This is a genomic window from Paenibacillus sp. S150 (assembly GCF_019352175.1).
Lineage (GTDB): Bacteria > Bacillota > Bacilli > Paenibacillales > Paenibacillaceae > Paenibacillus_AQ.
This window is the reverse complement of record NZ_JACBYI010000001.1, coordinates 635,692-649,111: the sequence shown is the minus strand read 5'-3', so window position 1 is coordinate 649,111 and position 13,420 is coordinate 635,692. Positions and strand designations below refer to the sequence as shown.

Genomic DNA, 13,420 nt, shown 5'->3' with positions numbered 1-13,420 from the left:
TCTGGATGCTTTTTCGGCATGGCTGCGTCAGCACAAGTCTCGCGTCCTGCCCAAGAGTGCACTAGGCCAAGCGATCACCTACTGCCTGAATCAATGGGAGAAACTGACCGCTTTCCTGAAGGATGGATGCCTGGAGATCGACAATAACCGCAGCGAACGGTCGATCAAGCCATTTGTGATTGGACGCAAGAACTGGCTGTTTGCCAATACTCCACGCGGAGCCAAGGCCAGTGCCGTGATCTACAGCGTGATGGAAACGGCAAAAGAGAATGGGCTGAATCCGTTCCAGTACTTGAAGTACTTGTTTGAGCAGCTCCCGCAGCTTCCCAATCTGCAAGATCCGGAAGTGCTGGACCCGTTCTTGCCGTGGTCAGCCGCGTTGCCACCGATCTGTCGAGTGTTGAAATCCTAATCTCATTCTAAATATGGAGCCCTCATCTTGGTGTCAAGGTGTGGGCTGTTTGACGCTTACTTATAATCGTTGTCCAAACAAAAGATAATTTCCCGGGTGCGGTAGTAAGTGAGGAACCGTTCAAGGGCTTGGTCAGATAAGCAACCGAGTGAAATCCGATGATCATTCTTCCAACTCTGCCCCCTCAGCTTGACCAAGGTAGCATGGCTCATAGCATCAATGGGGCTTTCGCAAACATAAACTTTTGGATGTGTACCAGCAATATGAAAAGAATAACTTTTATCGGAGTATTCCCTATCTTGCTTAAAAGATTTCTCTGGCGAGCATCCACGTAAAGAGCAATATTTGGCTGTTCCTTCCTGACTGTAACCAATAAAAACACAATTACCTGTTTTCGCTTGCTGGTACAGTTTTTTTTCATGCATTAGGTTTGATACAATTTCAGAGTCAATTCCTCGTATTTGAGTAAGATACCAAGCCACCCTGCGATAGTTGGTTGCTTTCTCAGGCAGGATAAGATGTCCTATCTCTCTGGGAGGAGGACCAGCAGAATAAGGCTGGAGTGGGGTTCCTAATAAGTAACGGACAGCTTCTTTAAAATCCATTCGTTCAAATTGCATCAAAAAATCAATTGGTCCGCCGCGAGTATCAGTAGAAAAATGATAATATTTGTTACTATCCCGGAAGAAGTATAGGCCACCACTTTGCTTGGCATGGAATGCGCGGCGGCCGCCATTTTCCAATCTGTAACCTTTTGAGCCTGCTAATTCAATTAGATTGACTTGATTAGCTTCGGCGATTTGATTCTTAGTGAAGGGGAGAGACTTACCCATCGCTGTGCCTCCTTGCTTTTGGAATAGATTTTTATCAAACTAAAGTAAAATGCAACTGTCTAGATGGTATGCACGTCTAAGTAGTAAGCAAGGATGGTTTTTTTGTTAGAACTATGGAATGAACAGTCAGAATTATTTATAAGAGGGGGAGAAAATTGAGAAAAAAAACAATTCATCATTACGGGGCACTCTTTATTTTTTATCTCATTTATAGTGGATTATTTGTAGGATTGTCGCTTATCTTTGATCAACCAGAATCTAATGCTGATTTTATAATCATTTATAGGTTCTTTGTACTTTTTATGATTCAAGTTGGGATATATCTCATTTCATTTATTTATGGTTTATATTTTCAGAAAAAAAATAGGCTAACATGGTTGAACATTCTTATGTCAGCAATGTTTGTATTTATAATACAAGTAATTGTATATTGGCCATTGTGGAAGCCTGATCTCCTTCACTATGATTTAGATACTCAATATCTTCTGAGACAATCAGGTCTGCAGGCCTTGTGCTTTTTTGTTGGGTGTGCTTCCATCAGGCTTAAAGCCTACTTCAAACTTGTAAAGCAAAAAAACAACCAATAGGTCCATGAAGACTTATTGGTTGTTGCGATCGCTGCTTTTTTAGTCTAGTTCACTGTAAATATACTGTGCAAAGGAATTGCAACATGCTCGAATTACTTCCCCTGATGGATCTCCTCCTTTTAAATGCAGCAGACCGACGAACGGATCTCTTTCTAAAACGCTCGTCATCCTGCGGTAAATGTCTTTTTTTAAAGCCGTCAGGTTCTCTGCAGTGTCGATATCCTTAACCAAATGTAGATAACGATCTTGGACATGGCTTATATAGTAAGTCTCTAAGGCATTGGAGAATGAATGAGTAGTGACATTGGGAGATCTGACCAACGAAGCAATTTTAATTGCATCTGCATCTGAGCAGATGTCGGAATAGTTGAATGGGGAATTTTCATCACCAATGAGCGAGTCGGCAATATCTTGAATGCTCTCATTTGGATTATCGGTTTGAGCAGTAGTCGCTGCTGCCATAGCTGTTGCTAAATCTGCTCCCCATCCTGTCCAGAAATCAGGAACAAGGGGTGTCGAAATGTAGCCCTCGGTTGTAGCTGCTAAATGCGCGAAATCAAGCAATCCATCTAGTCCATCAGAAAGATCATTTGAGTTGCTGTTTATATAAGGCAAGAAGTAATTGTACAAATCAAGGTTATTATCTTTTACATACTGGATAAAAAGATTATTGATCGGTCTAAGCGTGGTGATAGCCCATTGGGTGCCTCCATATTTTTCGCTCCGGAGAAAATTCGTTATACCCAAAGCAGCAGTTACAGCATCAATAGGTATAAAGCCGCCGGAGGCTTCTTGTATCATGTCGTAATAGGCTTCATAAAGCAGTTCCAAGTCTCGTATCTTTTCCAGAAGGGAGACAATGGTTTCTTTACCGATAGTAGTGGGTTTGATGGGCTTTTGGTAAATATCTATATTTAATGCTGTGACAGGTGGGAACTTACCAGAATACGCATCTTTATCAATGGCCCAATCGGGGGACATGGGAATCTCTGAAAACTGATCGTAAGTCCAATTTTCAGGCATTTTAAATCCCATATTACCGCTGTAACCGGTAGACATATCACTTACAAAGCTGGTAACGGCATAGCCAGCATCATTTACTTTTGTACAGACGTTTCTGGTACCATAAACACCGACAAGATAGGCAGTGTCCATATTTTCGTAGAGAGATTTAAAGTAAGGGAGTATATAAGCAGATATTTCTGTATTTTGCGGATCGAGATCTGTTGCAAAAAAGATTACGGTTCCCTCTGGGATGTTAAAGTTTCTTGCTGCGCGTACCGCTTTTTTTGCATCAGCCTCGCCTCTTTCTTTGGTAAAGTACGTGATATCCGTACCCGACTCTTGGAAAATCGGAAAGAAGTGTATTCCATTATTCAAAATTCGTTGAGGTTCAGTTGCTCTTAAAACTTTAAAATCTGTTCCAGTTAAATATCTGCCTACGATTTGGTAACCATTATTTTTGAGCTGCAATAACCGATCTGTCGTCATTTCAAACCGTGTATCACAAGCCGTTGAACTTCGATCCGGGTTTCCTTTGCTTAACAGCAAGGCCATCCACGTGTTTAGATCCGCATCTCCTGTTACCGGAAGCAGCATGTCACTTTGAAATGTCTTTATGGTATCCACTAACAAAGTATCCCAAATTGAATTTGAAAGATTGATGGAGTAACCGTTGCAACATAAAGCATACTTCAATAAATCAATGGCATCCGCTTCCTGCTGTGCGGTAAGCTTGTTCTCTGTATCTGGCATGATGGGGCATAAAGCTTTTGTTGTATCTCCAAAATTGCCCGACGCGGAACTAGGACTTAAGCCTTCAATTGCCTGAAGTACAATGATTAATGCCTTATTCATTTCTCGGCCGTACAAGCCATCGCAGGGAGCGAGACCAATATAGCTTTCTTATTTCCGATTCAACCTTTGCTGAATGCCGCGAATCTCTGCAGTACCTCCCTGCAAATAAAGGGTTACATATTGATTCATGGATAGCAAGGCAGCCATTACGTTTACAGTCACAGTAGAGCTAGGCGCAATAAATCCGGCATCTTCTTTTAGAGCCTTAACCGCCCCCCCAGTACCGCCATAAAAATTCTTGGTGATTCCGCTTGCACCGGTGCTATATCCTTTACACCATAGTGCTCCTTGAATAATGGCGTAAACATTATCCTCATACACAGCACCATCCGCCTGTTGTTGAACACCATTTGGATATCTTTGGGTAAATCTTGCTTTTGATGTTGGTCCAAAGCTATCGGCAGTAGCAGTTATGCCTAATTCAATTTGTAAAGCCCTTGTTAGCGCATAGATTGTTGTCCAGCCGGTAACTCCGGTTACCGGGTCAATGACAACATATCTAGGATCATGTCCGTACATTGCGTTTAGAAATAGTTGGGTTTTCAAAACCATTTCATCCATGGATAAACTTCCCTCCTGTAATAACCTGTGATTATTGTGTTTTTTACCAGGAACCATAAACCGGAATCGTATTGTAGGTGGAACCAATATTAAGTCCAATAGGTACAAAACCAAAAGAATTGTTAATAGCTACCCAGGAGCCAGATGTTGATCTGACGTAATTGATTTGCAGCCAATCTGGGTGATTTTCTCCGTTCTGACTTTTATATGATTGTTTAGCAGCAACTTGCTGACCAGCCGAAACAGAACCCCAAAAGGAGGCACCACTATCATACACAGTTAAGTTGTTCCGAACATAGTAAATGTCGTGTTTTTTATAGGAGTTGGTTAAATAATCCCAAAAGTCATTGGTGGAGTAGGGATAATCGGAAACATAGGAATAAAGAGCAATATTGCCGTTTGCATCTGCATCATTGATATATCCGTGAACGACTTGACCGCTTGGATTTCGGAAAATAATTGCTACAACACTTCCTTCACTGAAACCAACAATCCCATAAGCTTCTCGGTTATAGATTGCACCGATCTGTGCGCTTGTTGTTTCGGGGGTACTTGCACTGGAACCGTTACACCTGTCTTATTTACTGCAATAAACTCTGCCATTGTAATGCACTCCTTGTTCATATTGTTAAGAATGACTAGAGCATCCTTACAATTAATCATGTTGCATCGTTTCTATTGTTTGTGACTGCTAGAACATATGGAGAGGAATAAATAGGTTGTAGTATTGGTTTCCAAATAAAAGAACGTCTAAGGAAAAGCCCTTAGACGTTCAATGACCCAAACCATTTTGATCGTAAAGTTATCAAGGACGGATTGCTGCAACATCCTCAATAGCAAACGGGCCTCCAAATAACCATGTGTAATAGCGTTGGAGGATGTCGCGTGCTTGCATAAAACGTGTGTTGCTATCGATTTCTCTAATCATCCAGTATTCTTTTTCTTCATCAATTCCTGATGTAGTGGATTCAGTATTTGACCACGAAAGATTATCTATTGCACCAGAATAGGCTTGATCAATTGTAAGTATAATGCGGAGCAAAGATTGATCTTTATGTTTATTCCAAGGTAGCGGCCCATCAATATACGATTTCAATTCTTGTTCAGTTTCTTTTCCTCTGTTTAATTCATCCGCATATAACCCCTTAAATTGTTCGTAATCTGCTTGAAGGAGGCGTTCGGTTTCAAAAGGAGATAGTTGGAAATCACCCATTCCTTGAGCTTCCGCGGTTCCAATTAAGTAGGCGTCTATTACCTTCTGGGAATGCTCTAGTATTGTCTTAGTCTGTTCTTTTCGTTCACCTACATAAGGTAATACATCACGATTTATTCGCTCTGTTGCACCTGAGTCCTTCTTATGGTCTGCAACGGTTAATGCTGCCTCAGTTGGACTTGGTGAAGGCACGATCTGTGAAACTTCATCTTCAGAACCTTCAGCCGCTGCTTTATCCATATTTATTTTTATAAAGTATCCTCCAGCCAGCAATATCCCAATAACCAAAACAGCTATCAGTGGTTTTATGCGTTTCATCTTATCCTCAATCCTCCTTATCATAATAAACGGAGGAAACTGAAGAAATGTTTCGCCCAATGGAAAATAAATGGAATTATTCAACCCCTTAACATTTAAATTGGCTGGAAATTAATGATTTCTTGGTCGATTATATAGTGTCGAAACGATTGTCTTGCCCGCTGTACCAGCTTTCGAGTCTTAGCGTTATATTCCTTCTCTCCGATGGTAGTCGCTAATTCCTTAGTCGTTACTCCATAATAAATCATTTTAATTATTTTCCCATAAAGATTATTCCTTTTTTCAAATTCTGATAGAGACGTTTGTAACATAGATTTTTCGAGATATTCATCTTCAGCAGAAATGAATGAACCTAGAACAACCTCTCCTAATGTAAGACCATCTTCGGGATGAATTATTCTGTCCAGTGAATCTAAACATGCTTTACTATAACGTTTTGCATTCCTGCCGATTCCAACATTGGTTGAATAACTTCGCCACACAGCGGGACCATAGCTTTGAGATATCAGATATTCAAGCCGTCCGATGAAACTGCCTTTACGAGGGTCATACGTTTCAGCAGTTTCAATTAAAGCCAAAGAGTAATTAGATTCAAAATCCTCTTTCGGAATATAAAATCCATGATTCTGCGTTTTCCAAGCTGTATGTTTTGCTCTCTTCCGGATATAAGGGAGCAATTCAATTGCTAAATCATTCAATGCCTCCGGCTTTTTGGTGTATGCATACTTGGCGGCTAAACAATTAATGAGGAGGCTGTCCAGTTTTTTCATTATTTTCTTCCCTTCAACGTTCGAATATCCCAATTTTCGATGTTGAAAGGGAGCGCAATGATAAATAGGTTTGAGAATCATTAACATGCATAGGGTAAATCAACATTTATTGCTGAAGCTAATTATATGAAATGTGTCTGCGCTCCCCAGCATTCATACTCAAGTTTACTTATTAGCTTATGCATTTCTATTTGTTATGACTCTGGTACAGACCTAATTATTTTGTCGATAGAGGTTTATGAGGTGGAATGGTTCCTGAAATATTGATTATTTATGTTGCAAAAAATGATAAAGGAGCAGCTTAAGTTCCGTAAGCTGCCCCTATATCATTCAACTTTAACAAGCTAGAGAAGAGGAAAAGGAATTTTTCGAGGTTTTTAATTTTTTAGAATTAATTAATGTATATTTCCTTGACCGATATAGTACTCATTTCCACTTATTGTAGCCCATGCTTGCACATAAACTGGAGTACCATTATCACTATGCCAAGAGGTATCATTATCATCTAAAAAATATGCTGAGGTACCAGACGAATAATAAGTCCATTTTCGTACAGATCTAACAATTCCCTCGTGTAAAATGTGTGTTCTAAAGCTGCTGTACGATGAAGCGGGTTCTTGTAAACCGACAATATCGATGCTAATGCCACCATGTCTAGCGAACATTCCACTAACCGACGCCATTGATAATCTTCCTTTCTGTATTTGAATTTCTTTCAAAGCTAAATGGTTCTACGAAAGACCTCTCTAAATGCCCTTTCTAGTTTGCAGCTGACCGAAGTCATAACCGCTTCTCCAACTAACTTGCTTAATAGCTTATGAATTATTAGTATACTTGCGTCAGATATAAACCTATTGTGTTTTAATATGGATTTCAACACATTGAAAGAGTTCTGAATGCCTCCTACGTGATCATTCCATTTTATTGCTCTAAATAGTTTAGTTTCTGCTGCAGCAATAATGATTGCCTAAAAATCGTCGCTGCCTCATTGTCGTCTGTAATTAGAAATCACCTCTCTGCCTGTGGATCGGCAGTTCTCTTATCTTATGAGAAAAAAGGTTATCGCTCATATTCGCAACCGTCCTCTCCCTTTGAGGTTAGTTCTGTCTAGTACTCAGCTTGACGTATTGCAGCCAGGTCTTCGTTGAAATCTTTGCGCTGTGGCGTCAGGATTGAGGTGTGATAACCTAATTCATCATATTTTCGGGCAAATTTTAAGGCAGCCTCTTGTCCCCAATTGGGAGCTGGGCTGCCGTCTCGAAAGGTGGCGTTATGATCATTGTCCAAACAGAAGATGATTTCTTGGATGCTGTATTGAGAGAGGAAGCGTTCAAGTGCGTTATCGGATAAGCAACCAAGGGAAATGCGATGATCTGCTTTCCAGTCTAGGTTGTTTAGCTTCGTGAGTGTGGCGTGGCTCATAGCGTCGATGGGGGCTTTCACATACATAGACTCGCTGGCTGTTATCATTGCCCGGAATATGGAAGGGATAGCTTTTATCCGAGTGCTTTCTGTCTTGCTTGAAGGGTCGCTCCGGTGTACTTCCTCGCATAGAACAATACTTAATGCTGCCATCTTGATCGTAGGCGACAAAGACACAGTTTCCTGTTTTGTCTTGTTGATAAAGCTTTTTCTGGTGCATGAGGCTGGAGATGATCTCAGGTTCAATACCTCGAACATGGACAAGATACCAGACTGCTCACCTGTAATTTGGAGCCTTATCTGGAAGCGACAGTTGGCCGTTATCTTTATAAGTAGGGGAGGAAGAGGGACTATGTTGCAGTATTATCCAAGAGCAAGGTAACTGCCTCCATAAAATTCAAATTCCAGAATTGCATCGCAAAGTCACCGCCGCGGGTATCCGTGGAGAAGTGGTAGCATTTATTGCTGTCCTTGAAAAAATAAAGACCGCCACTTTGCTTCGCATGAAGCGCGCGGCGGCCACCATTTTCGAGGATGTAACCCTGAGATTTGGCGAATTCGATTAGGTTGGTGTTGTTGGCTTGGGTGATTTGTGTTTTTGATACTTTAGAATTTTTCATAATAATACCACTCCTCCACAAATATACTTTAGAAAGCATAAAACGGAGGTTGCATGACCAAATTAGGTTGGATTTTAGCTAATTAAAAAGCTATAATAATATGAGAAATAGTTCTTTTTTGATTGGTAGTTTTGGTTACATATACCGTCTGCAGAGTTTGTAGGTCAGTAAATTTAGAGAATAGGGCAGTAATGATTGGAGTGCTGAATAATGAAAATTGATATAGAAAAGATGATTGCAATATCGAAGGTGAATCAGAACTTCTCCGAGGCTGCTAGGCTTACAGACGAACATGGATTACTTACAATAATGAAGAATAGTAAGCCAAAGTTTGTTTTAATGACATTTGAAAAATTTGAAGAATACGAAGCTGACCGGGACAAACACAATTGTTCTGGAAAATGAAAATATACTAGTACACTAAGAGGATTGATTAAATGAATAAGAAATGCCAGGTATTCACGCCAACTGAAATTGTCATAGAACTTTTAAATAAGGTGGATTATACTGTTGATCTGTTCGGAAAAAAAATCATTGAAAACGCTTGTGGAGATGGAAATATTTTAACGGTTATTGTAGAACGTTACATAACTGATTGTATAAAAAGTGGAATAACTATTGAAAAAATAACGATGGGCTTACAAGAGGACATTTATGGTGCCGAAATTGATGTTGAACATTATTCGAAATGTATTGTTAATCTGAACGTAGTAGCTAAAAAGTATGGTTTGGTAGGGGTCAAGTGGAATATTCTTAACGTAGATATTTTAAAAGAAGACTTGCAGATTAAATTTGACTATGTGATCGGAAACCCTCCATATATCACATATAAAGATTTGGATAATGAAACGAGATCGTTTGTACGTGAAAAATTTGAAGTCTGTAGAACGGGAAAGTTTGATTATTGTTATGCCTTTATTGAAGCAAGTTTGAAAGTTTTGAATGAAAATGGGAAAATGTCTTATTTAATTCCTAGTAGTATTTTCAAAAATGTTTTTGCTCAAAATTTAAGAGATTTTTTATTGCCCTTTGTACAGCAGATTTACGATTACCAAACAATTAAATTATTTAATGTAATGACGTCATCAGCTATTGTTATATGTGATAAAGGGCTGATGAATGATTTTGTGGATTATTATAATGTGGATAAAGGGAGTTCATTTGCTATTGGTAAGAAGAATTTGTTTGGTAAATGGGAATTTTCGAAAAATAAAGAGGCTACGTTAAAAGAAACTGCTAAGTTTAGTGACTTCTTCAATGCGTCAATTACCATAGCAACACTTTATAACAAGGCATTTGTTGTAAGCAAATATGAAGAAGTAGCGGATGAAGGTAGATACATTAAAGTAAATTCTTCCTTAATTGAGCGCAACTTGCTCAAAGTGGCTGCAAGTCCTAGATCATTAAATTATAACAAAAATGGATTTATTATTTTTCCCTACTACTATAGTGAAGGAAAACTTCAGAAATATAATGAAGAAGAATTTGAAAGGAGATTTCCCGAAGGAACTAAATATTTGAAATTATTCAGCGACGAATTGAAGGAACGTGACTCTGATAAAAATGTAAAGTGGTTTGAATATGGGAGAACACAAGCTCTTGCCCATCTGAATCAAGAAAAATTATTACTGTCCACCGTGGTTACGAAACAGGTGAAAGTGTATGAACTCTCAGAAGAGTGCATTCCTTATTCAGGAATTTACATTACCAGAAAAGGAAAATTTAATTTAGATTATGCTAAGAATATTTTAGAAAGTGAAAGCTTTTTTAATTATGTAAGAAGTATTGGGATAAATGCAAATGGCTCCTCTTTAAGAATTACTGCAAAGGACATTAATAATTTTGTATTTCCTATAGGGAGGGAATAAATTGGAAAAAATGAAATATAAAATTTCATCCAGAGCAACCATCCTTTTAGGTAGAGAAAGTGTTTCTAAAGTAGACGGTGCAGTCATTGAGCTTGTTAAGAACACCTACGATGCTGATGCACTTATTTGTTTTATATGTTTTGATATTGATCATGACTGTATTTATATTTTTGATAATGGTATAGGCATGACAAAGGATACTATTGAAAATTATTGGATGTTAATTGGTACGGACAACAAAAGAGAAGAATATGAATCAGATAAAAATCGTATTAAGTCAGGAGAAAAAGGAATCGGCCGTTTCGCACTCGATCGATTAGGAAGTAAATGTGAAATGTTTACTAAAAACACATTGAGTCCGAAACTTATTTATTGGGAAACAGACTGGAGAAACTTCGAGCAAACAGGAAAGACTTTAGATGAAATAGATGCGAATTTTGGATATTTAGAAAATGAGCTTATTAACGTTATGCCTACAGAAATTATTGATGATATATCCTCAATAAATGAAAAAAAAGTAATAGAAGAGCATATTAACTTAGAAACAGGAACTTTACTGAAAATAAGCGGGTTAAGAGACCGTTGGTCAACAAAAGAAATCAGTAATATAACCAATTCAATGGGTTTTTTAATTCCACCTGTTGAACAAAAGGATTATATCGTTTGCATAAAGAAATCATTTGAAGAACCCTTTTTAATAATTGAAAATGAGATATCTGATGAATATGACTATAAGCTTAATGCGGAATTTAATGGTGAAAGTTTCATAATTACGTTAGACAGAAATGAATTTGATTTAAATAAGATTCCCACAGAGGTATTTGAATTAGAATCTTTTAAGAAGTCCCCGTATCGTTATGTTGATTTTAAAGAAAAAACACTCAAGTTTGAATACTCCATACCGCAACTTATGGGAATAGATCAAGAGGATTATATAAATTCAATTAAGGAAATTGGTGAGTTTAAATTTAATTACACATTTATGAAAGTGACGTTACAAGATGACTCGAAGGAAACATTTTTTTATAAAGAAATAAGCAAAAAAAGAAAATTATGGTTAGATAGTCATGGGGGAGTGAAGATTTACCGAGATCATTTTTTAGTAAGACCTTATGGCGACCCTGCATCTGATACTTTCGATTGGTTAGGTTTAGATGCAAGAAGGGCAAATAACCCTGCTGCTATTTCTCATCCTGGGGGAAATTGGCATGTTAGAAATAGGCAAGGACAAGGTACTGTTTTAATTTCAAGAGTAAATAATTCTCGCATTCTAGACAAGTCAAGTCGAGAAGGGATTATTGAAAATGAGCATTTCAATACATTTAAAAATGTTATAAAAAATATTATTGCTGTGTTTGAACGGGATCGGGCGCACATTGGCAGAGGCATGAAAGAGTATTCTGATATTGTCAACGAAAGAGAAAAAACTAAACAAGAAGGAAAAGAGCTAGCTATAAAGATTTTGGACGATGAAGAAAACAAGGAAGATAATACGTCCCCCCCTACGGAAGAAGTGAAAAAATTAGCGAAAGCAGTTCAGTTTTATGAAGAAGAACGTGAGGAACTAATAACAGAGATTAAACTGTTACGATCTTTAGCAACAAATGGTCTGATTACTACTTCTATTGTTCATGATCTGAAGGGAATAAATGCAAGATTAGTTAATCGTGTTGACACCCTTGAGTATGTGATTAAGAATCAACATGAAGGCATGATCTCGCGGCATCTAGATGATCTTCGTAAAAGTGATATTTTCTTGAAATCATGGATAACGGTAATAACTAATCAAATTAAAAAAGATAAAAGAAAAAGGTTGAAAAAGGATATTTATCAAACAATTCACGAAATAATCGAAGTAATGGACCCTATTCTGCAACAAAAAAAAATAATTGTTGATTTACTCGGGGATGAGAAACAAGTTTTTAAAAAAATATTTGTTTCTGACTTTGAGAGTATTATCTATAATTTAATTATTAATTCAATAGAATCTTTGGAAAAGACAAAAGTTTCAGAGCGGAAAATTACTATTGAATTGGAGACGGAGAGAGTTTTTACAATTCATTATAAAGACAACGGAACTGGCTTGGATAGTGTATTTAAAAATCCCTATGATATTTTTAAATTCGGTTCAACAAGCAAGTATGATAAAGATGGTGAGGTAATAGGAACAGGTTTAGGAATGTACATTGTTGCATCAACATCCAGAGAATACAACGCACAGTGTATTATTACTGAATCAGAACGAGGATTTGGATTAGATATAAAATTCCCATTGTGAGGTAACTGATATGGAGCAAATACTAAAAATAGGTATTGTTGATGATGATAGCGGTAAAATAACTCAAATAATGACAAGATTAATTCAGGGGTTTGAAGGAGCTTCTCCAGAGAAGAAGCAGAAGTATTCTAAGTTTAAATTTGATCCCATAGAAATTGAATTGAATGAAGATTTGAACCAAACGATTGCAGATATACTCAAAACACGATTAGATTGTCTACTTGTGGATTACAAACTTTCATCATATCAAAATGTAGACTATACAGGTATAGAGATTGCTAAAGCTTTAGAAAAGGAATTGTATGACTTTCCAGTGTTTGTTCTGACGTCGTATGATGATGATTTGTTCACTAATGAAATTTATAATGCCTACCAAGTTTTTGACTTTGACAGATACATGAGCGAGGAACAAGAGCGTGTGGAGTTACATTTTAAAATGATTGAACAAATCCTAAAGACAGAAAAGCAAAAAGAGTACTGGGAGCAGGAACTTCGAAAATTACTTCCTCTAGCTGGAACATCCGATGAGATTGACACAAAAATTTTAGAACTTGATTCTATGTTGGAAAAGTCAATCGATGGGGGGCATGTATTATCAGAGGGAGTTAGGAAAGCTTTGTCTTCTAACAAAATCTCGGAATTACTTGCTAAAATTGATGAGGTTTTGGAAAAGGAGTAATC

Annotated in this window: 14 protein-coding genes; 6 read left to right on the top strand and 8 right to left on the bottom strand. The window is 37.7% G+C overall.

The genetic code is table 11. The annotated features are described in order from the left end of the window. Positions 1 to 412 (top strand): IS66 family transposase (locus tag HYD27_RS02625; RefSeq protein WP_219211028.1); only part of this gene is annotated, 412 nt, incomplete at its 5' end. Positions 413 to 468: 56 nt separating this feature from the next. On the opposite strand, the gene HYD27_RS02620 is transcribed toward HYD27_RS02625, so the two are convergent. Then, complete coding sequence (locus HYD27_RS02620; protein WP_219211027.1) at positions 469 to 1,245, bottom strand: DUF3991 domain-containing protein; 777 nt, start codon at positions 1,243 to 1,245, stop codon at positions 469 to 471. A gap of 155 nt (positions 1,246 to 1,400) precedes the next feature. Here HYD27_RS02620 and HYD27_RS02615 point away from each other — a divergent pair, with 155 nt between their 5' ends. Further along, entirely contained in the window at positions 1,401 to 1,832 is a 432-nt protein-coding gene (locus HYD27_RS02615; RefSeq protein ID WP_219211026.1) for a hypothetical protein, read from the top strand. 39 nt (positions 1,833 to 1,871) lie between these two features. Here the strand turns inward: HYD27_RS02615 and HYD27_RS02610 are convergent, their stop codons facing one another. The 7 genes from HYD27_RS02610 to HYD27_RS02585 all read right to left on the bottom strand — a co-directional run bounded on the left by HYD27_RS02610 (position 1,872) and on the right by HYD27_RS02585 (position 8,593). After that, positions 1,872 to 3,689 (bottom strand): glycoside hydrolase domain-containing protein, encoded by a 1,818-nt coding sequence (locus HYD27_RS02610; protein WP_219211025.1) that lies wholly within the window; start codon positions 3,687 to 3,689, stop codon positions 1,872 to 1,874. A gap of 48 nt (positions 3,690 to 3,737) precedes the next feature. Then, the gene (locus HYD27_RS02605; protein ID WP_219211024.1) at positions 3,738 to 4,250 is read right to left on the bottom strand and encodes a hypothetical protein; all 513 of its coding nucleotides are present in this window, start codon (positions 4,248 to 4,250) and stop codon (positions 3,738 to 3,740) included. Positions 4,251 to 5,055: 805 nt separating this feature from the next. Then, positions 5,056 to 5,781, bottom strand: coding sequence for a hypothetical protein (locus HYD27_RS02600; protein WP_219211023.1), 726 nt, complete (start codon positions 5,779 to 5,781; stop codon positions 5,056 to 5,058). A 95-nt stretch (positions 5,782 to 5,876) separates the two neighbouring features. Beyond that, the gene (locus tag HYD27_RS02595) at positions 5,877 to 6,551 is read right to left on the bottom strand and encodes a hypothetical protein (protein WP_219211019.1); all 675 of its coding nucleotides are present in this window, start codon (positions 6,549 to 6,551) and stop codon (positions 5,877 to 5,879) included. A gap of 1,107 nt (positions 6,552 to 7,658) precedes the next feature. Further along, positions 7,659 to 8,000, bottom strand: coding sequence for a toprim domain-containing protein (locus HYD27_RS32870; protein ID WP_375373882.1), 342 nt, complete (start codon positions 7,998 to 8,000; stop codon positions 7,659 to 7,661). Continuing rightward, positions 7,891 to 8,193, bottom strand: coding sequence for a DUF3991 domain-containing protein (locus HYD27_RS32865; RefSeq protein WP_375373881.1), 303 nt, complete (start codon positions 8,191 to 8,193; stop codon positions 7,891 to 7,893). The genes HYD27_RS32870 and HYD27_RS32865 overlap by 110 nt, the downstream gene beginning before the upstream one ends. A gap of 130 nt (positions 8,194 to 8,323) precedes the next feature. Next, on the bottom strand, positions 8,324 to 8,593 hold the full coding sequence (locus HYD27_RS02585) for a hypothetical protein (RefSeq protein ID WP_219211017.1): 270 nt from the start codon (positions 8,591 to 8,593) through the stop codon (positions 8,324 to 8,326). A gap of 210 nt (positions 8,594 to 8,803) precedes the next feature. On the opposite strand from HYD27_RS02585, the gene HYD27_RS02580 reads away from it, so the two are divergent. Genes HYD27_RS02580 through HYD27_RS02565 form a run of 4 tightly spaced genes read left to right on the top strand, consistent with a single transcriptional unit; the run spans position 8,804 to position 13,418 of the window. After that, positions 8,804 to 8,998 (top strand): type II toxin-antitoxin system Phd/YefM family antitoxin, encoded by a 195-nt coding sequence (locus HYD27_RS02580; RefSeq protein ID WP_219211016.1) that lies wholly within the window; start codon positions 8,804 to 8,806, stop codon positions 8,996 to 8,998. 32 nt (positions 8,999 to 9,030) lie between these two features. After that, the gene (locus HYD27_RS02575) at positions 9,031 to 10,461 is read left to right on the top strand and encodes an Eco57I restriction-modification methylase domain-containing protein (RefSeq protein WP_219211015.1); all 1,431 of its coding nucleotides are present in this window, start codon (positions 9,031 to 9,033) and stop codon (positions 10,459 to 10,461) included. A gap of 10 nt (positions 10,462 to 10,471) precedes the next feature. Then, the gene (locus HYD27_RS02570; protein WP_228744940.1) at positions 10,472 to 12,739 is read left to right on the top strand and encodes an ATP-binding protein; all 2,268 of its coding nucleotides are present in this window, start codon (positions 10,472 to 10,474) and stop codon (positions 12,737 to 12,739) included. Between the two features lie 10 nt (positions 12,740 to 12,749). After that, on the top strand, positions 12,750 to 13,418 hold the full coding sequence (locus HYD27_RS02565; RefSeq protein ID WP_219211010.1) for a response regulator: 669 nt from the start codon (positions 12,750 to 12,752) through the stop codon (positions 13,416 to 13,418). Positions 13,419 to 13,420: the final 2 nt, after the last annotated feature.